Origin of the sequence: Haemophilus sp. HN_Hi16 (genome assembly GCF_049823435.1) — a bacterium.
Classification (GTDB): Bacteria; Pseudomonadota; Gammaproteobacteria; order Enterobacterales; family Pasteurellaceae; genus Haemophilus; species Haemophilus influenzae_D.
Genome location: NZ_CP187500.1, coordinates 87,800 through 113,142, shown reverse-complemented (window position 1 = coordinate 113,142; position 25,343 = coordinate 87,800). Strand labels below are relative to the sequence as shown.

At 37.9% G+C, this 25,343-nt stretch carries 23 protein-coding genes; 17 read left to right on the top strand and 6 right to left on the bottom strand.

Annotated features, from left to right (window positions below):
• Nucleotides 1-11: 11 nt before the first annotated feature.
• Nucleotides 12-425 carry an outer membrane protein assembly factor BamE gene (gene bamE, locus ACPT9C_RS00515; RefSeq protein WP_005648317.1) on the bottom strand — a complete coding sequence of 138 codons (414 nt, stop codon included), beginning with the start codon at nt 423-425 and terminating at the stop codon, nt 12-14.
• A 65-nt stretch (nt 426-490) separates the two neighbouring features.
• Nucleotides 491-1,507: a nucleoid-associated protein YejK gene (gene yejK, locus ACPT9C_RS00510; RefSeq protein ID WP_050948715.1), complete on the bottom strand. Its 1,017-nt coding sequence runs from the start codon at nt 1,505-1,507 to the stop codon at nt 491-493.
• A 128-nt stretch (nt 1,508-1,635) separates the two neighbouring features.
• On the opposite strand from yejK, the gene ACPT9C_RS00505 reads away from it, so the two are divergent.
• The 7 genes from ACPT9C_RS00505 to ACPT9C_RS00475 all read left to right on the top strand — a co-directional run bounded on the left by ACPT9C_RS00505 (nt 1,636) and on the right by ACPT9C_RS00475 (nt 11,093).
• Nucleotides 1,636-1,854 carry a YejL family protein gene (locus ACPT9C_RS00505; RefSeq protein ID WP_005670154.1) on the top strand — a complete coding sequence of 73 codons (219 nt, stop codon included), beginning with the start codon at nt 1,636-1,638 and terminating at the stop codon, nt 1,852-1,854.
• 1 nt (nt 1,855) lies between these two features.
• Complete coding sequence (locus ACPT9C_RS00500; protein WP_061671281.1) at nt 1,856-3,613, top strand: DUF3413 domain-containing protein; 1,758 nt, start codon at nt 1,856-1,858, stop codon at nt 3,611-3,613.
• Between the two features lie 400 nt (nt 3,614-4,013).
• Entirely contained in the window at nt 4,014-5,006 is a 993-nt protein-coding gene (locus tag ACPT9C_RS00495; RefSeq protein ID WP_005631292.1) for an amidohydrolase family protein, read from the top strand.
• A gap of 195 nt (nt 5,007-5,201) precedes the next feature.
• Nucleotides 5,202-5,765 carry an efflux transporter AcrAB transcriptional repressor AcrR gene (gene acrR, locus ACPT9C_RS00490; RefSeq protein ID WP_050846587.1) on the top strand — a complete coding sequence of 188 codons (564 nt, stop codon included), beginning with the start codon at nt 5,202-5,204 and terminating at the stop codon, nt 5,763-5,765.
• A gap of 30 nt (nt 5,766-5,795) precedes the next feature.
• Nucleotides 5,796-6,992 carry a multidrug efflux RND transporter periplasmic adaptor subunit AcrA gene (acrA, locus tag ACPT9C_RS00485; protein ID WP_050846588.1) on the top strand — a complete coding sequence of 399 codons (1,197 nt, stop codon included), beginning with the start codon at nt 5,796-5,798 and terminating at the stop codon, nt 6,990-6,992.
• A 17-nt stretch (nt 6,993-7,009) separates the two neighbouring features.
• Nucleotides 7,010-10,090: a multidrug efflux RND transporter permease subunit AcrB gene (gene acrB / locus ACPT9C_RS00480; RefSeq protein ID WP_423717233.1), complete on the top strand. Its 3,081-nt coding sequence runs from the start codon at nt 7,010-7,012 to the stop codon at nt 10,088-10,090.
• A 232-nt stretch (nt 10,091-10,322) separates the two neighbouring features.
• The gene (locus ACPT9C_RS00475; protein WP_005671790.1) at nt 10,323-11,093 is read left to right on the top strand and encodes an SPOR domain-containing protein; all 771 of its coding nucleotides are present in this window, start codon (nt 10,323-10,325) and stop codon (nt 11,091-11,093) included.
• Between the two features lie 12 nt (nt 11,094-11,105).
• On the opposite strand, the gene ACPT9C_RS00470 is transcribed toward ACPT9C_RS00475, so the two are convergent.
• The 3 genes from ACPT9C_RS00470 to folA form a co-directional block, all read right to left on the bottom strand.
• Nucleotides 11,106-12,638, bottom strand: coding sequence for a DHA2 family efflux MFS transporter permease subunit (locus ACPT9C_RS00470; RefSeq protein WP_423717234.1), 1,533 nt, complete (start codon nt 12,636-12,638; stop codon nt 11,106-11,108).
• Between the two features lie 9 nt (nt 12,639-12,647).
• The gene (locus ACPT9C_RS00465; RefSeq protein WP_423717235.1) at nt 12,648-13,820 is read right to left on the bottom strand and encodes an EmrA/EmrK family multidrug efflux transporter periplasmic adaptor subunit; all 1,173 of its coding nucleotides are present in this window, start codon (nt 13,818-13,820) and stop codon (nt 12,648-12,650) included.
• Between the two features lie 170 nt (nt 13,821-13,990).
• Nucleotides 13,991-14,473: a type 3 dihydrofolate reductase gene (folA, locus tag ACPT9C_RS00460; protein WP_423717236.1), complete on the bottom strand. Its 483-nt coding sequence runs from the start codon at nt 14,471-14,473 to the stop codon at nt 13,991-13,993.
• 101 nt (nt 14,474-14,574) lie between these two features.
• Here folA and proB point away from each other — a divergent pair, with 101 nt between their 5' ends.
• From proB to tadA, 6 genes are all read left to right on the top strand, one after another.
• On the top strand, nt 14,575-15,681 hold the full coding sequence (gene proB, locus ACPT9C_RS00455; protein WP_423717237.1) for a glutamate 5-kinase: 1,107 nt from the start codon (nt 14,575-14,577) through the stop codon (nt 15,679-15,681).
• A gap of 80 nt (nt 15,682-15,761) precedes the next feature.
• Nucleotides 15,762-16,352 carry an RNA pyrophosphohydrolase gene (gene rppH / locus ACPT9C_RS00450; RefSeq protein WP_005655829.1) on the top strand — a complete coding sequence of 197 codons (591 nt, stop codon included), beginning with the start codon at nt 15,762-15,764 and terminating at the stop codon, nt 16,350-16,352.
• A complete protein-coding gene (locus ACPT9C_RS00445) occupies nt 16,352-17,146 on the top strand; it encodes a sulfite exporter TauE/SafE family protein (RefSeq protein ID WP_005648117.1) in 795 nt (264 codons plus the stop codon). Before rppH ends, ACPT9C_RS00445 begins: the two co-directional genes overlap by 1 nt.
• 8 nt (nt 17,147-17,154) lie before the next feature.
• Complete coding sequence (gene lgt / locus ACPT9C_RS00440) at nt 17,155-17,961, top strand: prolipoprotein diacylglyceryl transferase (protein ID WP_065245122.1); 807 nt, start codon at nt 17,155-17,157, stop codon at nt 17,959-17,961.
• Nucleotides 17,962-17,970: 9 nt separating this feature from the next.
• Nucleotides 17,971-18,822 carry a thymidylate synthase gene (locus ACPT9C_RS00435; protein WP_065245123.1) on the top strand — a complete coding sequence of 284 codons (852 nt, stop codon included), beginning with the start codon at nt 17,971-17,973 and terminating at the stop codon, nt 18,820-18,822.
• Entirely contained in the window at nt 18,822-19,343 is a 522-nt protein-coding gene (gene tadA / locus ACPT9C_RS00430) for a tRNA adenosine(34) deaminase TadA (protein WP_065245124.1), read from the top strand. Before ACPT9C_RS00435 ends, tadA begins: the two co-directional genes overlap by 1 nt.
• Nucleotides 19,344-19,370: 27 nt before the next feature.
• Here tadA and ACPT9C_RS00425 read toward each other — a convergent pair whose 3' ends face one another.
• Nucleotides 19,371-19,685 carry a DUF721 domain-containing protein gene (locus ACPT9C_RS00425; RefSeq protein WP_065245125.1) on the bottom strand — a complete coding sequence of 105 codons (315 nt, stop codon included), beginning with the start codon at nt 19,683-19,685 and terminating at the stop codon, nt 19,371-19,373.
• A gap of 79 nt (nt 19,686-19,764) precedes the next feature.
• Here ACPT9C_RS00425 and secM point away from each other — a divergent pair, with 79 nt between their 5' ends.
• The 4 genes from secM (at nt 19,765) to ACPT9C_RS00405 (ending at nt 25,337) form a co-directional block, all read left to right on the top strand.
• On the top strand, nt 19,765-20,067 hold the full coding sequence (secM, locus tag ACPT9C_RS00420; protein WP_015701928.1) for a secA translation cis-regulator SecM: 303 nt from the start codon (nt 19,765-19,767) through the stop codon (nt 20,065-20,067).
• Nucleotides 20,068-20,191: 124 nt separating this feature from the next.
• Nucleotides 20,192-22,897 (top strand): preprotein translocase subunit SecA, encoded by a 2,706-nt coding sequence (secA, locus tag ACPT9C_RS00415; protein WP_005686163.1) that lies wholly within the window; start codon nt 20,192-20,194, stop codon nt 22,895-22,897.
• Nucleotides 22,898-22,961: 64 nt separating this feature from the next.
• On the top strand, nt 22,962-23,372 hold the full coding sequence (gene mutT, locus ACPT9C_RS00410; protein WP_005648100.1) for an 8-oxo-dGTP diphosphatase MutT: 411 nt from the start codon (nt 22,962-22,964) through the stop codon (nt 23,370-23,372).
• 108 nt (nt 23,373-23,480) lie between these two features.
• Nucleotides 23,481-25,337: a monovalent cation:proton antiporter-2 (CPA2) family protein gene (locus ACPT9C_RS00405; RefSeq protein ID WP_423717239.1), complete on the top strand. Its 1,857-nt coding sequence runs from the start codon at nt 23,481-23,483 to the stop codon at nt 25,335-25,337.
• The last annotated feature ends 6 nt before the right edge of the window (nt 25,338-25,343 follow it).

Sequence of the window (25,343 nt, the reverse complement as noted above, 5' to 3'; positions counted from 1 at the left end):
AAATAAAAAGATTATTTCCAGAATTTCCACCAACTTGATTTTGGTTTCTCACCTGTTTCAATGATGGTGTTATTTTCGCCTTGTTGTGAAACCTCTGGTAAAGGTTTATCAAGATGGGTTTCTGTCACAATCCCACGTTGATCGAATTTTACGGTTAGCGTATGTTGAGCTGGTGTTTCATAGGCACGTTGTTGTAAGAATACGTAATACCAAGTGTAGTTATTATAAGGATCGATTAATACTGGCGTTCCCAACAAATATTGTACTTGTTGAGCAGTCATGCCTTCTTTAACTTGCGCAACGGTAGTCGCTTCTAAATAGTTGCCCTGCGGTACATCAATTCGATATACAACTTTTTCAACGGTGGAACAAGAAGCGAGGCTTAATGCTAAAAAGGTTGCGCCTAAAAGTGTTTTAACTTGCATTTTCTTTACCTTAATTTGTGCAAAAGTTCTGTCAAATAATATCCAAAATTGGGTGTATTTCCAAATTAATTCTCTGATTTTAAAGCCTTTTGTAATTGATCTTTTAAATTTGGCGGTAAACCTTTGATGGTTAGGGTATCTGTCATAGGATCCCATTGAATACGTGTATTCAATAATTCCGCATCAAAACTTAGGGTAACGCCCTTTCCTGACCCAGAGAATTTTGTTAGCGATTTCAATGCTGAACGAACAGGAGGAATGCTCTCTTCCAAACCATAATTCTGTTCTTCCGTAAAGGCGACAAAAGGCTGTTCGTTTAGAGTGGGTAATGAATCAGAAAGTTCCCTTAATTCAATATTGTTACCGTTTGAAAGCTGACCTTTACAATATTCAAACACTTGTTTTTTTACCGCTTGAGTTTGCTCTTTGTTGAGTTCGCCTTGATCGCAGTAATCACTTACCGCTTGCAATAAACACTGATTTTGAACCTGTGGATTTAATCCTTCTTCAGCACCTAAAAAACCCATGAAAAAATCACTAATTTTGCGACCTACACGGCCTTTTATGAAAGTTAAATAACGATTAGAGTTCGCATTTACTTGCAAATCCGTCAAATTTATCCGTGCCGCAATATCAAACTGAGTTATATCAAGATATTCTGTACGGTGAATATCTAAATGCTCATCGACTAACATACTATGACGGCTATCAAGCAATGCAATAAACAAATAATCTGTCGCTAAGAAATTATATTGGCATAAAATCAAGGTGCCACTTTCCGCAAAGTTATATTTACCTAGCTCATCAGCAAGCAATTTTGTTGAATATTGACTAAAACCTAAAAACTCAATTTCTTGTTCTAATAAACGATTTAAATGTTGTGCAAAGATAGACTTTTCCTGAAACACGCCAAAAGCCTTAGCTTTATTTTGATAGCCTTGATGAAGTTGCAACATCATTTGCTCTACTTCTGGCGTAATTGACAGCAACTCATCGCGTAATACGCTTTCCATTTTTATGCTGTCGCCATCCACATTTTTGACTAACTGATGCAAAACAATTTGATTAACGATAATACTCATTTTTGTCACCTTTGAAAAATTTGCCGCAAATTATAACCGCACTTTTTAAGCAAGAAAAAAGAAATTATTTAGGTTCTACCAAATAATCGGGTATCATAAGCCAAATTTTTTGTTTTATTTTTGACATTATGGCTCAACATTCTAAATATTCTGATGCTCAATTAAGTGCGATTGTAAACGATATAATCGCAGTGCTAGAAAAGCATAAAGCCTCGGTAGATCTCTCCTTAATCGCATTGGGTAATATGGCAAGTAATCTATTAACTAGCAGTGTGCCGCAAACTCAACGTGAGGCATTGGCTCAAGCGTTTTCTAATTCCTTAATCAATGCAGTAAAAACACGTTAATATGAAATGGATTAAAAAAGGCACCTTCAGCGGCAAACAATACCGCGATGACGTTTCACGAAAAATTTCGTGGGGTCATTGGTTTGCCTTTTTTAATATTATTGTTGCTATTCTTATTGGCGCACGTTATGCCTTTATCATTGACTGGCCAGATACTCTCGCAGGAAAACTTTATTTCTTTGTAAGTTTGCTCGGGCATTTCAGTTTCAACGTTTTTGCGTTGTACTTACTCGTTGTCTTTCCACTGAGTTTCATTGTTAAAAATCACCGCACTTTTCGCGGATTAACCGTGATTTTTTCCACAATTTGCACAACCTTATTATTATTTGATACTGCAGTATTCAATCGATTCAGCCTGCATTTATCCTCTGTGGTATGGAATTTGCTGGTTAATCCAGAAAATGGCGAAATGTCGCGCGATTGGCAAATTTTCTTTGCACCAATGCCAATAATTTTACTGGCACAGATGTTATTTTCTCGCTGGAGTTGGGAAAAATTACGTAGTCTTGAACGCCAAAAATGGCTAAAAGCTGTCGGTGTATCCTTAACTTCCATGTTTATTACTACGCATTTAATTTATGCTTGGGCAGATGCTTATTTATATCGTCCAATTACGATGCAACGCTCTAATTTTCCTCTTTCTTATCCAATGACAGCTCGTTCTTTTTTAGAAAAACACGGTTTCATTGATGGCGAGCAGTACGCACAAACATTAAAACAAGAGGGGCGTTTAGATGCCTTAAAGATTGATTACCCTAAAAAAACACTCACTTTTGCACCAATTGACAATAAACCAAACATTTTAATGATCACTGTTTCTGGATTACGTTACGATGCCATTTCTCAAGGCAAAATGCCCAAGTTAGCTGAATTTGCAACAAGTTCAACGGAATTCACTAATCATTACAGCACAGGTAATAGTAATAATGCAGGCTTAATTGGGTTATTTTACGGGCTAAATGCAAATTACACCGATAGCATTTTAAGCAATCATACCCAATCTGTTTTAATCGAAAAATTACGTGCTGAAAATTATCAATTGGGTTTATTTTCTGCTACGAATTTCAAAGATAGCGTCTTCCGCCAAGCATTATTTCGTGAAATGAAACTTTCATCGAATAAAACCAGCAAACCAAATAATGAAAGTGCGGTAAAAAATCTCAATGATTTTATTAAAGCACAAAAAATAGACTCCCCTTGGTTTGCTTATTTGGATTTAGCCTTGGAGGCTAAAAACCAAGCAGATTATGACCGCACTTTACAGGACGTGGATTTACTTTTAGCAAAAGTGCTAGAAAATACACCGCTTGAAAACACATTAGTGATTATCACTGCTGAACACGGTTTAACTTTCAATGAAATGAATGACAAAGAGCGAGAAAACTACTTTGGGCGCGATGAAATTCAAGTGCCATTGCTTGTATATTGGAAAGATTTACCAGTAGGCAAACAAAATGGATTAAGTAATCATGCTGATATTTTCTCTGCGTTAATGCAGACAGTATTCCGTGTAGAAAACCCGTTGATGGATTATAGTCAAGGACGCAATCTCTTTGATCTTAAGGGGGATGACTGGGTACTTGCCTCTAATTTCCACTGGAATGTGGTGATTCAACCTGATGGAACACAATACCATATTGATCGCAAAGGTAATTACAAAAAACTCGATAAAGATTATATTGAGCAATCTTCAGACAGACCGCCACTTGGAATCTTCTTAGAAGCTTTCCAATTACAAAATTTCTTCTTTGAAAAATAATCTATAAAGGTAAAAAGTGCGGTTAATTTTGACAGTATTTTATATCCTTTTATTCATCTCGTGGGCTTGTATCCACGCTATGGAAGTTGTGTAGATAAGTCTAAGTTATGTAGGGTGGGCGTTAGCCCACGCATTTATTAAGTTCTTATAGAATAGTGATTATATCTAATTAGATATGTGAATGCCTGCGTTACGACAAATAACCTATAAGTGCATAAAAGAATGGATTTTTTGCCCTTAAGTCTTTATACTCACGCCTCAGTTTAAGACTGAAAAATGTTATTAATGAAAATCCGTGAGTTTTTCATAACATTACCATAATGCTTCTCGCCGTACTTACAGCACCTTTCAATTAATATACATTCTCGTCTTTTTATCCTTTCTTTTTTACGGAGTTTGTATGAAAAGCCACGTTCGTAGTTTTAAAACCTATATTCGCGATGAAATTATCAAAAAAGGCGGATGGGTAAATGCCCATGCACATGCTGACCGCGCTTTTACGATGACGCCAGAGAAAATTGGGATTTATCATAGTAGTAATTTGCAACAAAAATGGGATTTAGTGGATGAAGTAAAACGTACTTCCAGTGTTGATGATTATTACGCACGTTTTTGCCAATCTATTGAATTAATGATATCCCAAGGTGTAACCGCATTTGGAACATTTGTAGATATAGACCCAATTTGTGAAGATCGTGCAATTATTGCCGCACACAAAGCCCGCGAAGTGTATAAACATGACATTATTTTGAAATTTGCCAATCAAACTTTAAAAGGGGTAATCGAACCCACTGCGCGTAAATGGTTTGATATTGGTGCAGAAATGGTAGATATGATTGGCGGCTTACCATATCGTGATGAATTGGATTATGGACGCGGCCTAGAGGCAATGGATATCTTGTTAGATAAGGCCAAATCTCTTGGAATTATGTGTCATGTACATGTAGACCAATTCAATAACCCAAGTGAAAAAGAAACTGAGCAACTTTGCGACAAAACCATTGAACACGGAATGGAAGGGCGAGTTGTGGGTATCCATGGTATTTCCATTGGCTCACATTCAAAAGAATATCGCTACAAACTTTACGAAAAAATGCGTAAAGCTAAAATGATGATGATCGCCTGTCCAATGGCATGGATTGACAGTAATCGCAAAGAAGATCTTATGCCATTCCATAATGCACTCACGCCAGCAGATGAAATGATCCCCGAAGGTATCACTGTTGCCCTAGGCACAGATAATATTTGCGATTATATGGTGCCATTATGTGAGGGGGATTTATGGCAAGAATTAAGCCTATTGGCTGCAGGCTGCCGTTTCCCACACTTAGATGAAATGGTCAATATCGCAAGTATTAATGGTCGTAAAGTATTAGGACTAGAACCAATTTAGCTTTTTATTCCGCCCAATCAAAAGTGCGGTCAAAATGGGCAATATTTAAAAGTTGATTACAAAATCTAGCTTTTAAATGTAGCCCATTTTCGTTGTCCTTTTTTATTTTTAACTTGCCAAAAAACAAAAAATAAATAAAATGAACGTCCATTCATTTTTGGGCGATTATTGCTCTTTATTTTATTCAAGGATCTTATGCGACAAGCTAAAACTGATTTAGCCGAACAAATTTTTCTTGCTACCGATCGTTTAATGGCAAAAGAAGGTTTAGACCGGCTTTCTATGCATAAAATCGCAAAAGAGGCAAATGTAGCGGCGGGAACGATTTACCTTTATTTCAAAAACAAAGATGAGTTGCTTGAACAATTTGCACACAGGGTGTTTTCAATGTTTATGGCAACACTTGAAAAAGATTTTGATGAATCTAAGCCTTTTTTCGAACAGTATCGACAAATGTGGAAAAACATTTGGTATTTCTTACAAGAAAATCCCACTATTCTATCCAATTTAAAGCAATATGAATCTTTGCCGAATTTCAAGGATATTTGTAAAAACGTTAAAAATTGTCGTTGGGATTTATTTTGTGACCAAGCCAAAAAAGCTGGCTTATTAGCCGAGTTACCTGAAGATATTCTCTTTTTATTAAGTTTGAAAACGGCGATAAATTTGGTCTCTGATGCAAAATTTATCGATTTCGATCTTAATCCTGAAATTTTAGAATCTGTGATTGAACGCTCTTGGCGTGCGATTCAGAAATAGGAATTGTTATTTTATAACGGAGCTTTAAACATGAGTCAAACTCAACATCAAAGACCAAAACGCTCACATATTTTCTTGATGAAAGTGATTTTAGCTGTATTTGTCTTAATTTTTGCTGGTGTCATCGGTTTTAATGTATTTAAAGGTGTAATGACAAGTCGAGTGATTGCTAGTATGCCAGAACCTTCAAGTCCCGTGACCGCACTTGAAGTACAACCACGCGAGTGGACACCTGTTATCAATACAACAGGGCTAATACGTCCACATCAAGGTGCTATGCTTAGCGCACAAAATGCGGGTACGGTTTCACAAGTGCTTGTTCAAAATGGACAAAATGTGAAAAAAGGTGAGGTGCTTGTGGAACTTGATAATTTTGTTGAACGTGCCAGCCTACAAGCTGCTCAGGCACAATTATCAGCACTTCGTCAAACTTACCAACGTTATGTGAGCTTATTAAATAGCAATGCTGTATCACGTCAAGAAATGGATAACGCAAAAGCGGCTTATGACGCTCAAGTAGCTAATATTGAATCTCTAAAAGCAGCAATTGAACGTCGTAAAATTGTGGCACCATTTGATGGTAAAGCGGGTATTGTGAAAATCAATATTGGACAATATGTGAATGTTGGAACAGAAATTGTGCGTGTAGAAGATACTAGCTCAATGAAAGTAGATTTTGCTCTTTCACAAAATGATTTAGATAAGTTGCATATTGGTCAGCGTGTTACGGCTACCGTTGATGCTCGTTCTGGCGAAACATTTTCTGCACGTATTACGGCGATTGAACCTGCGGTAAATGCAGCTACTGGGCTTGTGGATATTCAAGCAACATTTGATCCAGAAGATGGACGTAAACTGCTTTCAGGTATGTTCTCTCGTTTGCGTATTGCGCTTTCAACGGAAACAAATCAAATTGTCGTGCCACAAGTCGCTATCAGCTACAATATGTATGGTGAAATTGCTTATTTACTCACACCATTATCTGATGAAGATAAAGGAAAAATGTCAGGTAATGAAAAATTGGATCGTCTCTATCGTGCGAAACAAATCACCGTATTTACTAAAGATCGTCAAGGTGTTTATGCTCAATTACAAGGAAATGAAGTTAAAGCAGGAGATAAAATTATTACAGGCGGTCAGCAAGGTATTGGTAATGGAAGTCTTGTGGAATGGATTAAAAAAGACATTGTGGGTGCAGTAGAGCCTGCACATAAAACACCACTTTAATGTATGAGGAAATCCGAATGAAATTTACCGATATATTTATTCGTCGCCCTGTTTTAGCAGTTTCAATTAGTTTGTTAATGATTATTTTAGGGTTGCAAGCGATCTCGAAATTGGCAGTGCGTGAATACCCTAAAATGACCACTACAGTCATTACAGTGAGTACCGCATATCCAGGGGCAGATGCGAATTTAATCCAAGCATTTGTTACCTCAAAATTGGAAGAATCTATCGCGCAAGCCGATAATATTGACTATATGTCTTCGACTAGTGCGCCTAGCAGTTCGACTATTACAATAAAAATGAAATTAAATACCGATCCTGCAGGTGCGTTGGCAGATGTGTTAGCCAAAGTGAATGCAGTAAAGTCGGCGTTACCAAATGGTATTGAAGATCCTAGTGTATCCTCTTCTTCAGGTGGGAGCGGTATTATGTATATCAGTTTCCGATCTAAAAAACTGGATTCTAGTCAGGTGACCGATTATATCAATCGTGTAGTCAAACCACAGTTTTTTACCATTGAGGGTGTTGCTGAAGTACAGGTATTTGGTGCCGCTGAATATGCATTACGTATTTGGCTTGATCCACAAAAAATGGCAGCTCAAAATCTTTCTGCTCCAGCAGTAATGTCTGCGCTTTCTGCTAATAACGTACAAACGGCTGCGGGGAACGATAATGGCTATTATGTGAGTTATCGTAACAAAGTTGAGACCACAACGACATCTGTGGAACAACTCAGCAACTTAATTATTTCATCAAATGGCGATGATTTAGTGCGTTTGCGTGATATTGCAACCGTTGAATTAAATAAAGAAAGTGATAATTCGCGTGCTACGGCAAATGGCGCAGAATCCGTCGTGTTAGCCATCAATCCAACCTCCACAGCAAACCCTTTGACTGTCGCAGAAAAAATTCGCCCTTTATATGAAAGTATAAAAACACAACTGCCAGACAGTATGGAAAGCGATATTCTTTATGACCGCACTATTGCTATTAATAGTTCCATTCACGAGGTAATAAAAACTATTGGAGAAGCCACTTTAATCGTTTTAGTGGTAATTTTAATGTTTATCGGTTCGTTCCGCGCCATTTTAATTCCAATATTAGCTATTCCAATTTCTCTTATTGGCGTGTTAATGCTGCTACAAAGTTTCAACTTTTCTATTAATTTAATGACCTTGCTCGCTTTAATTCTTGCCATAGGTTTAGTTGTGGATGATGCTATTGTAGTGCTGGAAAATGTTGATCGTCATATTAAAGAGGGGGAAACGCCATTCCGAGCGGCGATTATTGGTACGCGTGAAATTGCAGTCCCCGTTATTTCTATGACTATTGCATTGATCGCAGTTTATTCGCCAATGGCTTTAATGGGGGGGATTACTGGCACATTGTTTAAAGAGTTTGCTTTAACTCTAGCTGGTGCGGTATTTATTTCAGGCATTGTGGCATTAACTCTTTCTCCGATGATGAGTAGCAAGTTGCTTAAATCAAACGCCCAACCAACTTGGTTAGAACAAAAGGTTGAACATACATTAGGAAAAGTTAATCGTATTTACGAATATATGCTTGATCTTGTTATGCTCAATCGTAAATCAATGCTGGCTTTTGCTGTGGTAATTTTCTCAACGCTCCCATTTTTGTTTAATGCGCTTTCTAGTGAATTAACACCAAATGAAGATAAAGGCGCATTTATTGCAATTGGTAATGCACCATCTAGCGTAAATGTAGATTACATTCAAAATGCAATGCAACCATATATGAAAAATGTAATGGATACGCCTGAGGTTTCTTTTGGAATGAGTATTGCTGGAGCACCAAATTCTAATGGTTCTTTGAATATCATTACTTTAAAAGATTGGAAAGAACGCACACGTAAACAATCTGTTGTGATGAATGAATTAAATGCAAAAGCAAAATCTATTCCAGAAGTATCAGTTTCTGCCTTCAATTTCCCTGAAATTGATACAGGAGAACAAGGGCCGCCAGTTTCTATTGTGTTAAAAACTGCACAAGATTATAAATCTTTAGCGAATACTGCAGAGAAATTCTTAAATGCGATGAAAGCTTCAGGTAAATTTATTTATTCCAATTTAAATTTAACTTATGACACCGCACAAATGACGATTTCTGTGGATAAGGAAAAAGCGGGAACTTACGGCATTACAATGCAACAGATTAGTAATACTTTAGGCAGTTTCTTATCTGGTGCGACAGTTACGCGTGTGGATGTAGATGGACGTGCTTATAAAGTAATTTCGCAGGTAAAACGAGATGATCGCTTATCGCCAGAAAGTTTCCAAAATTATTATTTAACTGCATCTAATGGTCAATCAGTGCCATTAAGTAGTGTTATCAGTATGAAATTAGAAACTCAGCCAACATCATTACCGCGTTTCAGCCAATTAAATTCGGCTGAAATCAGTGCTGTACCAATGCCGGGAACATCAAGTGGCGATGCCATTGCTTGGCTTCAACAACAGGCAAATGATAATTTGCCACAAGGATACACTTATGATTTTAAATCTGAAGCACGTCAATTAGTCCAAGAAGGCAACGCATTAGCCGTCACTTTTGCATTGGCTGTTATCATCATATTCTTGGTACTTGCCATTCAGTTTGAATCTATACGTGACCCAATGGTAATTATGATTTCTGTACCATTAGCCGTAAGTGGTGCATTAGTGAGCTTAAATATTTTATCCTTCTTTAGCATCGCAGGAACAACATTAAATATCTACTCTCAAGTTGGGTTGATTACTCTCGTGGGATTAATCACCAAACACGGTATCTTAATGTGCGAAGTGGCAAAAGAAGAACAGCTAAACTATGGTAAAACTCGTATTGAGGCAATCACTCATGCGGCAAAAGTGCGTTTGCGTCCAATTCTAATGACAACTGCAGCAATGGTAGCAGGCTTAATTCCATTACTCTATGCAACAGGTGCAGGAGCGGTATCTCGCTTTAGTATTGGGATAGTGATTGTAGCGGGATTATCCATTGGTACTATTTTCACCTTGTTCGTCTTGCCTGTAGTATATAGCTATGTCGCAACTGAACACAAACCATTACCGGTTTTTGATGAAAATAAAACAACCCACTAATTAAAACATAGAAAAAACAAACCGCACTTAGGTTATCTTACGTAATTTGTACTTATAAATAGTTGTTTTATCCAACTTTTTTGAGCATAACCTGCATAAGTGCGGTATTTTTATTCTGTTAATTATATAAATGATCCACTTATGTTAGTCTTTATTTAAAGACTATTTTTCAGTAAACTTAGCGAATTTTGTTGAATTATTAAAATTATCACTTCAAATCTAGGAATTTATTGTGGCACATCGAGATTTTGCTGCGCGTCGTAGCTCAAATAATAAGAAAAAAAATAAGAAAAAGAATACAAATGTCTTGATTTTTCTTGCTTTATTTATTGTTCTAGTTTTTGTTGTTGGACTTTATTTGTTGAAAAATCAGAACAGTAAGGTAAGCATGCAGCAAGCTATAACACAACAGGAAAAAGCTCAACCTAAAAGTGTGTTACCTAATCGTCCAGAGGAAGTGTGGAGTTATATTAAAGCCTTAGAAACGCGTACTGTACCTGTAGATAATAATCCAGCGAGTGTAGAACAAAATATGCGTTTAACAGAAGAACAACGTCAAGTTTTAATTCAAATAGAAAGAGATCAAAAAGCGGCTGATGAAGCTAGAAAACTGGCTGAGCAACAGAGAATAGAAGATGCAACGAGAACTCAATCCAAAAAAACGGAAGATATGAAAAATACAGAGGCAGAAATCGTAAAATCGGAATCAATTAAAAAGCAAGACTCACAGAAAATTGAAAGCGCAAAAAAAGTAGAACAAATAAAAACGGTTAATAATGTACGGGATAGCAAGAAATTTGGTTTACAATGCGGTGCTTTCAAAAATCGAGCGCAAGCTGAAAATTTGCAAGGTCGTTTACAGATGACAGGATTAAATGCTCAAATACAAACTAACGGCGAATGGAACCGTGTTCGTGTAGTAAGTTTTGATACTCGAGAGCTTGCAGTACAGGCACAAAGTAGAGCTAAAACTGTTACCGATTGTGTTGTGATTGGTATGTAATATATATTTATTTTAATGCCGAGTACCAAAAGGTGGTTTTGCAAACCAAATCACAATAAGCAATCCTAAGAATCCCATAGCTGATAGCCAAAATATTTCATTTGCGCCAATAATAAATCCTTGCGATGTTATTTGTTGAGCAAGGTAAGCTGAAGTTTGCGTATCACTTAAACCAAATTGATTCATTTGATGGTAAAAACTTTGGGAAATCGGGTTATAAGGATTAATGTGTTCTGTTAATTGAGTGTGGTGAACAGCTTCACGGTTATACCACATAAATGTGGTCAAAGATGTTCCTACAGAACCCGCTAAAGTTCTCAAAAAGTTAAATAAGCTAGAGGCTGAAGCCATTTTATGCGCAGGCAAGCCAGACAGCGTTATTGTAGTAAGTGGCATAAAGAAACAGGACACCGCTAAACCTTGCACTAATTGTGGTAAAGCTACATCAACAAATGTCATTGATGGCTCGAAAGTTACCGCTCGCCAATAAAATGTTATTGCATATACAATAAAGCTTATCGTCACTAAAATTCGCATATCGATCTTATAACCGAAACGCCCAATAATCGGTGAAAGCAAAATTGGGAATAATCCAACTGGGGAAGCCGCAAGCCCTGCCCACGTCGCGGTGTAATGGAAGACTTGTTGTAGCAAGAGCGGAATTAATACCACAGAACCTAGATAAATCAAAAAGGCTAAACTAGTACATAAACACCCTACGCTAAAATTACGAGAATGGAAAAGTGAAATATCCACTACAGGATTGTCATCTGTCAATTCCCAAATAACCAAGGCAATCAGACAAACGACAGCAACAACGGCTAATATAATGATTTCATTAGAATTAAACCAATCTTGCTCACGACCCTGATCAAGCATTAATTGCAAACATCCCACTCCTAAGACAAGTAAAACTAAACCGACTTTATCAATAGGTTGATGAACAATTTCACTTTCTCTGCTTCCCAAAATCTTCCAGCTGATTAGCACAACTAACAAACCGATCGGAACATTGATAAAAAAGATCCATCCCCAATGGATATTATCGCTAATCCATCCGCCTAAAATTGGGCCAAAAATAGGCGCAACCACAATAGTCATTGACCAAAATGCCAATGCCATTCCGCGTTTTTCTGGTGGATAATTATTTAATAATAAACTTTGCGAAAGAGGGATCACTGGACCTGCGACAGCACCTTGAATGACGCGAAAAATAATTAACGCCTCAAGACTATCTGCAATCCCACAGAGCCAAGAAGAGACAACAAATAAAAAAGTTGAGACTAAAAATAACCGCACTTCGCCAAAACGTTTTGCTAACCAACCCGTTATTGGAATAGAAATCGCATTTGCTACCCCAAAAGAAGTGATTACCCACGTACCTTGACTAAAAGATGCGCCAAGATCGCCCGCAATAGTAGGAATCGCCACATTTGCAATGGTAGAATCTAATACCTGCATAAAGGTGGCGAGAGATAAAGCCAGTGTTAATAAAATCAGCACACCACCTTGAATAGGCGGGAATTTTTTTGCGGAATTGTCCATAACGCCGCCTTAATGGCTGTTTTGCTGAATGATAGATTCAATCAAATTTTCTACCGCACTTTCATCATATTTAAGTGTATCAGTAGAAAATAACGTTTTCGGTTCTGTTTTTTCTCGTAGCATTGCGCCTGATGAATCTGAAATTCTTACTTTTGCCGTTGCAGAAAGACCAATTCTCAATGGCGTTTCTGTAAATTGTTGTGGATCTAATTTAATTCGCACAGGTACACGTTGTACCACTTTAATCCAGTTACCCGTAGCATTTTGCGAAGGTAAAAGAGAAAACGCATTGCCAGTCCCCATTTCAATGCCATTTATCACGCCATCAAATTCTTTATTTTTACCGTATAAATCAAAATGGATTTTTACTGGCTGACCAATGCGCATATTCGTTAATTGGGTTTCTTTGAAGTTAGCTTCTAACCACATTTGTTCATTAGATACCACCGCCATTAACGCGCCACCCACTGAAACGGCTTGCCCAACTTGAACATTACGACGCGCCACATAGCCATCAATTGGACTTCTAATTTTTGTACGTTGCAAATTTAACCAAGCCTGTTTAAGCGAGTTTATCGCATTCTGTATTTGCGGTTGTTCACGTAATGGAACGTTACGCAATAAAGCCTGATTAGCAGCCAATTGATTTTTAGAGGCATTTAAATTTGCTTTGGCAAGCTCGACAGCTTCTTTTGCGTGTTGGAAAGATTCTTTATCAATCGCACCCATTTTTTCAAGTTGAACTCGGCGCGCCAAATTGCCTTGAGCTTGAGCTAAAGAAATTTCATTGGCGTGCACAGCTGATTGCAATTGCTGCACAGTGAAACCCAGTTGTTCTACCTGACGTACAGCATTGGCGAGATTGCTTTTGGCCTGTTCAAAACTAAGTTTCGCATTGGTATCATCCAATTCAACTAGAATATCACCTGCATGGACTTTATCCATATTGTCTGCATTAATCTTCGCTACATTACCTGCAACTTGTGATGATACCATTACTTGATTTCCACCCACATAAGCATCTTCTGTTTCTTCAAAATCCTTCAAGAAGAAAAACCAATACAAAGCACAAGCAATACCAATAATAAGCAGGACAAGAATAAAAATGCTTAAGCCTTTTTTACGGTCAGTTTTATTTGATACAGATTTAGTTGATGGGTTTTCAGTTGCAGTTTGCGTCATAATGCCTTCCCTAATTTGGGATAATGTTTAAAAATGGGATATTTAAAACTATCAAAAATAAAATGAAAGGTCATTATGAAACTTTAAAAAGGGGAACTCAAGGGGAAATCATCATCTCTTTATTTTCTAGATTAATGAATATTCTAAAGATATAGTCTCATTAATTTGATTTATTTTCGTGTAAGAATCAAAGATCGACAATCATAGCGATTTTGTTCATCCGCCTTACGATATTCATCAAATTCAATTTCCCACTCCTCCCAATTTAATTGAGGGAAAAAAGTATCGCCATCTAGTTCTGTTTGAATTTGAGTAAGGTATAACTTGTCCGCTTGTGGCAAATATTGTTTGAATAACTCTCCCCCACCAAGCAGCATAATTTCATCAAAATCTCTGACAAAATCGACCGCACTTTCAAGGCTATCTTTCCATACCACGCCTTCTCGTTCAAAGGGCTGACGAGAAAGTACGATATTAGTGCGTTTAGGTAGCGGGCGACCAATACTTTCAAACGTTTTACGTCCCATGATGACAGGTTTGCCAGTCGTGTTCTGACGAAACCATGCTAAATCAGCAGGCAAGTGCCAAGGCATTTGGTTATCTTTACCAATCACGCTATTTAATGTCGTCGCTACAATTAAACTAAATGTCATAAATCCCCCTAAAATTTGCTGTTATTATACCTGATATTAAGTGATTTGTCATTGATTTAGTGATAACGTTAATACCAATTTTAAGAACTTGGGAAAGGACTATGAACAAAAAAACAATTGTTGTGAAATTCGGTACAAGCACGCTAACTCAGGGTTCGCCAAAACTGAATTCGCCACATATGATGGAAATCGTTCGTCAAATTGCACAACTGCATAATGATGGATTTCGTATAGTGATCGTGACTTCTGGTGCCATTGCTGCGGGTCGCCATTATTTAAATCATCCTCAATTACCACCCACTATTGCCTCAAAGCAACTGCTTGCAGCGGTTGGTCAGAGCCAATTAATTCAGGCTTGGGAAAAATTATTTGCTATTTATGATATTCATATCGGACAACTTTTATTAACACGTGCCGATATTGAAGATCGCGAACGTTTTTTAAATGCACGAGATACTTTACACGCACTTTTAGACAATCACATAATTCCTGTAATTAATGAAAATGATGCGGTGGCAACCGCAGAAATTAAAGTTGGCGATAATGACAATTTATCTGCATTAGTCGCTATTCTTGTTCAAGCGGAACAACTTTATTTATTAACTGATCAACAAGGTTTATTTGATAGTGATCCGCGTAAAAATCCTGGAGCGAAATTAATTCCAGTTGTAGAACAAATCACGGATCACATTCGCTCAATCGCTGGTGGCAGTGGGACTAATCTTGGCACTGGAGGAATGATGACTAAAATCATTGCAGCCGATGTTGCCACTCGCTCTGGAATTGAAACCATTATTGCACCAGGTAATCGCCCAAATGTAATCGCTGATCTTGCTTATGAACAAAATATTGGTACAAAATTTATTGCACACCAATCTGATCGATTAGAAAGCCGCAAACAATGGCTTTTCGCCGCGCCATCGGCAGGTATTATTACCATTGATAACGGTGCGCAAAATGCCATTCTTGAACAAAATAAATCTTTATTACCCGCTGGTATTATTAACGTGGAAGGGCGTTTTTCGCGTGGTGAAGTAGTCAAAATACGCACTCAATCAGGTAAAGACATTGCGCTGGGTATGCCACGCTATAACAGCGATGCTCTACAATTAATTAAGGGCAGAAAATCAGCAGACATTGAGAATGTTTTAGGCTATGAATATGGCGCAGTGGCAATGCATCGTGATGATATGATTATTTTGTCATAATGTCCTTTGGTTGATAAAAGCACTGATTTATGAAACAATCTTGAGCTATTTTTATAGGAAAAATTTAAGGTAAAACGATAGTGATCGATTTTGATGGCTACCGTCCAAATGTGGGTATTGTGATTTGTAATCGCAAAGGGCAAGTGCTTTGGGCGAAGCGTTGTGGGCAAAATTCGTGGCAGTTTCCGCAAGGTGGCATTAATGATAATGAAAGTGCCGAGCAAGCGATGTATCGCGAACTACACGAGGAAGTTGGTTTACAACCTAAAGATGTGCGTCTGTTATATGTTTCTAAACATTGGTTACGCTATAAATTGCCAAAGCGTTTATTGCGTTATGACAGCAAGCCGATGTGTATTGGGCAGAAACAACGCTGGTTTTTGCTACAGCTTGTTAGCGATGAAAAAAACATCAATATGCAAACAACTAAATCGCCAGAATTTGACGGGTGGCGTTGGGTAAGTTTTTGGTATCCTGTTCGTCAAGTTGTGTCTTTTAAGCGAGATGTTTATCGAAAGGTAATGAAAGAGTTTGCTTCGATACTATTTACGGACAATCCACTAATATTTTCCGCATCTCGTGAAGCAAATTCACAGCATTATTCGGCAAACAAAAAATATTCTCAGACAAAATACACGAAACGCCATTTTTATAAATCAAGAGGCCAATAATGTTCACTTTTATTCTTCTTTGTTTACTTGTTGGCGCATTAGCGGGTTTTCTTGCAGGATTATTTGGTATCGGCGGTGGGTTAGTAATTGTGCCAACGTTAGTGTATTTACTGCCTATTGTAGATGTACCAGAATCTTTGTTGATGTCTACCGCACTTGGAACATCATTTGCTACCATTGTGATTACTGGCATTGGATCGGCACAACGTCATCATAAATTAGGTAACATAGTCTGGCAGGCAGTTCGCATTTTAGCTCCGGTTATTATGCTTTCTGTTTTTATTTGTGGTTTATTCATTGGAAGACTTGATCGTGAAATTTCTGCCAAAATTTTTGCTTGCTTAGTGGTATATTTAGCCACAAAAATGGTACTTTCGATTAAAAAAGATCAAGTCACAACAAAACCACTTACCCCTCTTTCTTCCGTAATTGGCGGTATTTTGATTGGTATGGCATCTAGTGCTGCGGGAATTGGCGGTGGTGGATTTATTGTACCGTTTTTAACTGCTCGTGGCATTAATATCAAACAAGCTATCGGTTCTTCCGCATTTTGTGGGATGTTATTGGGCATATCAGGGATGTTTAGTTTTATAGTGAGTGGTTGGGGAAATCCATTAATGCCTGAATATTCGCTCGGTTACATTTATCTTCCCGCAGTGTTAGGCATTACTGCCACTTCATTTTTTACTTCCAAATTAGGCGCAAGTGCAACCGCTAAATTGCCTGTTTCAACCTTAAAAAAAGGTTTCGCCCTTTTCTTAATTGTGGTTGCGATCAATATGTTTCTGAAATAAGGAAAATTATGAATTCAAATTATTTACTTCTTCCCCACTTTGATCCGAGTATTTTTACGCTCGGCGATAGCAATATCGGCTTACGTTGGTATGGCTTGATGTACCTTTTAGGTTTTATTTTTGCACGTTGGCTTGCGGTTCGCCGCGCTAATCGCCCAAATAGCGGTTGGACAATAGATCAGGTCGATAGCTTACTTTTCAACGGTTTTATGGGGGTGTTTATTGGCGGACGTGTTGGCGATGTATTTTTCTATAATCTCGATCATTTCTTACAAGAACCACTTTATTTATTCCGCGTTTGGGAAGGTGGAATGTCGTTCCACGGTGGCTTAATTGGTGTAATTGTTGCTATGATTTGGACATCCTATTCACAAAAACGTAATTTTTGGCAAACGGCTGATTTTGTTGCGCCTTTGATTCCGTTTGGTTTAGGTTTAGGCAGAATTGGTAATTTCATTAATCTTGAACTATGGGGACGCGAAACGAATGTGCCTTGGGCAATGATTTTCCCGAATGATCCTCTTTTACTGCCTCGTCATCCATCACAACTTTATGAAGCCTTTTTAGAAGGCCTGGTGTTGTTTACGATTCTGAATATTTTTATTAAAAAACCACGTCCAATGGCTTCTGTTGCAGGTTTATTCTTAATTGGTTATGGCGTCTTCCGTTTTATTGTGGAATATGTGCGTGAACCTGAAGTTGAAAATTTCTTTGGGATTATTACACGAGGGCAAGCCCTTTGCTTGCCGATGATTATTGGTGGTGCTTTCATTATGGCTTGGGCTTATTCACGCAAAAGTGCGGTCATAAAATAGGAGATTTTTATGAAGCAATATCTTGAGCTTTGTCGCCGCATTGTTAGTGAAGGGGAATGGGTTGCTAATGAACGTACAGGTAAGCGTTGCCTTACGGTCATTAATGCAGATTTAGAATATGACGTGGCGAATAATCAATTTCCGCTGATTACTACCCGTAAAAGTTATTGGAAAGCGGCCATTGCTGAATTTCTAGGTTATATTCGTGGATATGACAATGCCGCTGATTTCCGCGCACTTGGCACGAAAACTTGGGATGCTAATGCGAATGAAAATGCAGCTTGGCTTGCAAATCCGCATCGTAGAGGCGTTGATGATATGGGGCGCGTATATGGTGTGCAAGGCAGAGCATGGCGTAAGCCTAATGGAGAAACCATAGATCAGCTACGTAAAATTGTTAATAACTTAACGAAAGGTATTGATGATAGAGGAGAGATTTTAACTTTTTTTAACCCTGGGGAATTTGATCTTGGTTGTCTTCGTCCTTGTATGCACACGCATACTTTTTCTTTTGTGGGCGATACTTTACATCTTACTAGTTATCAACGTTCCTGTGATGTTCCGCTTGGATTGAATTTCAATCAAATCCAAGTGTTTACTTTCTTGGCACTTATGGCACAGATTACGGGTAAAAAAGCAGGCAAGGCATATCATAAAATTGTGAATGCGCATATTTATGAAGATCAGCTTGAGTTAATGCGTGACGTACAACTTAAACGCGAGCCTTTCCCATTGCCAAAATTAGAAATCAATCCAGATATAAAAACCCTTGAAGATTTAGAAACTTGGGTCACGATGGATGATTTCAAAGTCATTGGCTATCAATCTCATGAGCCAATTAAATATCCTTTTTCCGTCTAATGGATGCAGCAAAAGTGCGGTCAGAATTTGACGAGAAAATGATGCGCTACGCCCTTGAGCTTGCCGATAAAGCGGAAGCGTTAGGTGAGATTCCTGTGGGGGCGGTGCTGGTGGATGACGCTGGAAATATTATTGGAGAAGGTTGGAATCTCTCCATTGTTCAAAGTGATCCTACTGCACATGCTGAAATTATCGCTTTGCGTAATGGCGCGAAAAATATTCAAAATTATCGCCTACTGAATAGCACGCTTTATGTGACATTAGAGCCTTGCACAATGTGTGCAGGGGCAATTTTGCATAGCCGTATTAAACGCCTTGTGTTCGGTGCATCTGATTATAAAACTGGCGCGATTGGATCACGTTTTCATTTTTTTGATAATTACAAGATGAATCATACTTTAGAGATTACATCTGGCGTATTGGCAGAAGAGTGTAGTCAAAAATTGAGTACATTTTTTCAGAAAAGACGCGAGGAGAAAAAAATAGAGAAAGCATTATTAAAAAGTCTGAGTGATAAGTAATTCTTTATTTTTTCTTATATTTGAAACTTAAAATCCAGGATTGATCGTTATCTCAAACCCTGTTACTTGCGGAAATTCTTCTTGAATTAGTGTTAATAATTCAATTTGTTTAAATAGAATCCCCTGCCGAACAATAGCATTAGACACTTCAATAAAAATTAAATGATCTGTTATGTTGCCAATACGAAATTTGCCGTGAAATTCCTGTGGAAAAATGCGGTTAAATTTTTGATTAAGTTCATTGATGGCAAGACCTTTTTTGATTATTTTGGCAAAGGGAGATTGCTCAAGTACATCCATAATATTGACTGCTTTTTGATAACGTTCAGCCTTGTTTTCCATAAAGTCAGCCCCCAGTAAATGACATCAGTTTAGATTTCCGCTACAATACACGCAATTTTCATAATAAACAATGAGACGAATGATTTCAGGCACTGTCAAACCGAATTTTTGGTCGCGATTACTTTTAAGTATCATCGCGATTTTTGCTTTGCCTAACGCACAAAGTTTTGAAAATCAAAATAATACGGAAAATTATTCCTCAAGTGTTTCCATTCAACAAGCGTTAGAAACGGTAAAAGTTGCTCGTGAAGTGCAACGACAAGCCATTCCTCAACCTTCAATTTCCCGTCAAACTGAAAAACAACCTAAAATTCAACCGCACTTTTTTGCTGAAGTGTTGAATCTTAGTGCGCCAATTCGAGCTGGCCCCTTGCTTATTTAATTTTTCTGTTTTCTGTGAAGAATATTGCTATTGAAATAGCGATATTTTAAAAAATTATTGTGCATGAAATAAAGTATTTCATAAGCATTTAACTATTTAACTTATATATTTAAAAAGAGAAATTATGAGCATTTTAACAAGAATTTTTGGTAGTCGTAATGAACGCGTTTTACGTAAATTAAAAAAACAAGTCGTAAAAATTAATAAAATGGAGCCTGCTTTTGAGGCATTAAGTGATGATGAATTAAAAGCAAAAACACAAGAGTTTCGTGATCGTTTAAGTGGTGGCGAAACTTTGCAACAAATTTTACCAGAAGCATTCGCAACGGTACGCGAAGCAAGTAAGCGTGTGCTTGGTATGCGCCATTTTGATGTGCAGCTTATCGGTGGGATGGTATTGACTAACCGCTGTATCGCAGAAATGCGTACTGGTGAAGGTAAAACATTAACGGCGACTTTGCCTTGTTATTTAATCGCACTTGAAGGTAAAGGCGTTCATGTTGTCACGGTGAATGATTATCTTGCTCGCCGAGATGCAGAAACAAACCGTCCGTTATTTGAATTTTTGGGTATGAGCGTAGGCGTCAATATTCCTGGGTTATCGCCAGAAGAAAAACGTGAAGCTTATGCGGCAGATATTACTTATGCAACCAATAGTGAACTTGGTTTTGATTATTTACGTGACAACTTAGCCCACTCAAAAGAAGAGCGTTTCCAACGTACTTTAGGCTATGCGTTGGTGGATGAAGTGGATTCTATCTTAATCGATGAAGCACGTACACCATTGATTATTTCAGGTCAGGCAGAAAAAAGTTCAGAGCTTTATATTGCGGTAAATAAATTGATCCCAAGTTTAATTAAACAAGAAAAAGAAGATACGGAAGAATATCAAGGAGAGGGCGATTTCACTTTAGATTTGAAATCTAAACAAGCACATTTAACCGAACGTGGTCAAGAAAAAGTAGAAGATTGGTTAATTGCACAAGGTTTAATGCCTGAGGGGGACTCTTTGTATTCTCCTAGTCGAATTGTATTGCTTCATCACGTTATGGCTGCATTGCGTGCGCACACATTGTTTGAAAAAGATGTCGATTACATTGTGAAAGACGGTGAAATCGTGATTGTTGATGAACACACTGGTCGTACAATGGCGGGGCGTCGTTGGTCAGATGGTTTGCACCAAGCCATTGAGGCAAAAGAAGGGGTGGATGTTAAGAGCGAAAACCAAACTGTAGCGTCAATTTCTTACCAAAACTACTTCCGTTTATATGAACGTCTTGCGGGTATGACGGGGACTGCGGATACCGAAGCATTTGAGTTCCAACAAATTTATGGCTTGGAAACTGTTGTAATTCCAACAAATCGTCCAATGATTCGTGATGATCGCACTGATGTGATGTTTGAAAATGAACAATATAAATTTAATGCGATTATTGAAGACATTAAAGATTGTGTAGAACGCCAGCAACCAGTATTAGTGGGGACGATTTCAGTCGAAAAATCAGAAGAATTATCTAAAGCGTTAGATAAAGCAGGTATAAAACACAATGTGTTGAATGCGAAATTCCACCAACAAGAAGCGGAAATCGTGGCAGAAGCAGGATTTCCTAGTGCAGTGACTATCGCAACGAATATGGCGGGTCGAGGTACCGATATTATTCTTGGCGGTAACTGGAAAGCGCAGGCTGCCAAATTAGAAAATCCAACTCAAGAACAAATTGAAGCCCTTAAAGCAGAGTGGGAGAAAAACCACGAAATTGTAATGAAAGCGGGTGGGTTGCATATTATCGGTACAGAGCGTCACGAATCTCGCCGTATTGATAACCAGTTGCGCGGTCGTTCTGGGCGTCAAGGTGACCCCGGTTCTTCTCGTTTCTATCTTTCTTTAGAAGATGGTTTAATGCGCATTTATTTGAATGAGGGTAAGCGCAATTTAATGCGTAAAGCGTTCACGGTAGCAGGCGAGGCAATGGAGTCGAAAATGTTGGCGAAAGTGATTGCATCTGCTCAAGCAAAAGTTGAGGCGTTCCATTTCGATGGCCGTAAAAACCTACTTGAATATGATGATGTGGCAAATGACCAACGTCACGCGATTTATGAGCAACGCAATTATTTGCTTGATAATGATGATATTTCTGAAACTATCAACGCTATTCGCCACGATGTGTTTAATGGTGTGATTGATCAATATATTCCACCACAATCTTTGGAAGAACAATGGGATATTAAAGGGCTTGAAGAACGTTTATCTCAAGAATTTGGTATGGAATTACCGATTTCTAATTGGTTAGAAGAAGATAATAATCTTCACGAAGAAAGTTTGCGCGAACGCATTGTGGAAATTGCAGAAAAGGAATACAAAGAAAAAGAGGCTTTGGTTGGCGAAGATGCTATGCACCATTTTGAAAAAGGTGTTATGTTGCAAACCTTAGATGAACTTTGGAAAGAACACTTAGCTTCGATGGATTATTTACGCCAAGGTATTCATTTACGCGGCTATGCACAAAAAGATCCAAAACAAGAATATAAAAAAGAATCTTTCCGCATGTTTACGGAAATGCTAGATTCCTTAAAACACCACGTTATCATGACTTTAACCCGTGTACGTGTGCGTACTCAAGAAGAAATGGAAGAAGCTGAACGTGCTCGTCAGGAGATGGCTACTCGTATCAATCAAAATAATTTACCTGTGGATGAAAATAGTCAGACAACTCAAAATTCAGAGACTGAAGATTATTCAGATCGTCGCATTGGTCGCAACGAACCTTGTCCTTGTGGGTCGGGTAAAAAATATAAGCATTGTCACGGCAGTCGTGTGGCACGCCAGTAATGAACAATCAAAGTGCGGTGATTTTTCACCGCACTTTTTTCATACCTCTACATTGGATAGAAAAATGGATAAAAAAATTATACAAGTTGCTGCGGGGATTATTCGTAATGAATTTGGTCAGATCTATTTAACGCAGCGTTTAGAAGGACAGGATTTTGCCCAATCTTTAGAATTTCCCGGTGGAAAAGTAGATGCGGGAGAAACCCCAGAACAGGCTTTAAAACGTGAACTGGAAGAGGAAATAGGCATTGTTGCGTTAAATGCAGAACTTTATGAACGTTTTCAATTTGAATATCCAACAAAAATCATTTCTTTTTTCTTTTATCTGGTAAATGAATGGATTGGCGAACCTTTTGGGCGAGAGGGGCAAGAAGGTTTTTGGGTTGAGCAGCGCGCATTGGATGCAGGACAGTTTCCCCCCGCGAATGCAAAATTAATTCATCGATTACTAAATGAAACTCACAATTTCATATAAAATAAATGTGGTTTAAAGTTATATTAAAAGATTTAATATGATTTATCACATATAACTTTTTAATATACTCGCCAAAATATTTGTATTTTTTGCATTATTGGAGTCATTATGTCTCAACTTGCCAATCCAGAACTGATGAAAGTCGTTATTTTACTCGCATCTAGCGTAACAATTGTGCCGTTATTTAAAAGACTCGGGTTGGGTAGCGTGCTAGGTTATTTAGTGGCAGGTTGTTTGATTGGCCCATCTGTCTTTGGCATAGTGCAAGATCCAACAGCTGTGGTACATTTAGCGGAATTAGGTGTGGTAATGTTTCTTTTTATTATCGGGCTTGAAATATATCCAGAACGCCTTTGGGCAATGCGTAAAGCTATTTTTGGCAGAGGTTTGTTACAAGTTGGATTATGTGGTTGCTTACTCACTTTTTCGGGTATTTATTTATTAGGATTAACAAAAGAAGTATCATTTATTGCTGGTATGGGTTTCACGCTTTCCTCTACTGCTATTGTAATGCAATCACTAGAAGAAAGGGGGCTTACTTCTACGTCAAAAGGACAACGCGTAATTTCGACGTTAATTTTTGAAGATATTGCTATTGTACCACTTTTGGCTTCTGTTGCTTTTCTTGCTCCCCATTCGAAAGAAGCGACACCACATACTGATTGGGTATCAATTGGTATAGCATTAAGTGCTGTTGTGGGGTTAATTGTGGCTGGAAAATGGTTAATGAACCCACTATTTCGTTTAATTTCTAAAGCACGTATTCGTGAAATGATGACAGCGGGCGCATTATTGGTCGTTTTAGGTGCTGCATTAGCAATGGAAATTGGCGGACTTTCAATGGCAATGGGCGCGTTTGTTGCTGGCGTGATGATGTCTGAATCAGCGTTTCGCCATCAGCTTGAAGCGGATATAGAACCATTTCGCGGCTTATTACTAGGATTATTTTTTATGGGCGTAGGAATGTCCTTAGATTTGCATTTAGTGTTTAATCATTGGATCTTGCTACTTGGAATTGTTTTTCTTTATATACTTGGAAAAGCCAGTGCTGTTTATATTATTGCCCGAATTACCCGTCTTGATCATCGAGAAGCCATAGGACGAATGTCTTTGATGGCACACGGTGGCGAATTTGCTTTCGTTCTTTTTTCAGCCGCAGCAACTGCGGAAGTAATCAGTAATGAAGAAAAAGCGACATTCACTGCTGCAGTGATTATTTCGATGCTTTTTTCGCCTATTATTGCTCAAATTGCTCGCAAACTTATACAGCGTACAGAGCCTAAACATCTTGATCAGCTTGATGAAAATGATCTAGACAGCATCGTGGATTTGGAAGATAACGTTTTAGTTATTGGGTTTGGACGTTTTAGTCAAATTGTCTGCCAAACATTATTGATTCGTGGAATTAGCGTTTCAGTGATTGATCGCAATATCGAAAATATCCGTGCTGCCGCAAAGTTTGGTTTTAAAGTTTATTATGGTGATGGCATTCGATTAGATGTTTTACGAGCCGCAGGAATTGAAAAGGCGAAATGTGTCGTATTAGGTATTAACGATACACAAAGAATTGAACATATTGTCAGTCAAATGAAAGAGGCTTATCCAAATTTACCGATTTTAACCCGAACTTATGACAGAAAAACAACAGTTAGTTTGATTAAGCAGGATGTAGATTTTATTGTGCGTGAAACTTTTGAATCAGCAATTACACTTAGTCGAGCAACATTGATGAAATTAGGTATTGATAAAATTGAAGCGGAAGAAATTATTAAGGAAGTACGAACATTGGATCAAGAACGGTTAAATGAAGAAGTTTTACACGGTTTTTCGAATGAAATAGTAAAAAAATATTGGACACCAAGACCATTTATTAAACCGCATCTTGATACAAAAGCATTAAATAAAGAAACAGAAGAAATTCTAAGTGAGAAAATTGAAGAAGAAATATCAAATGATCATTCATAAAATTAT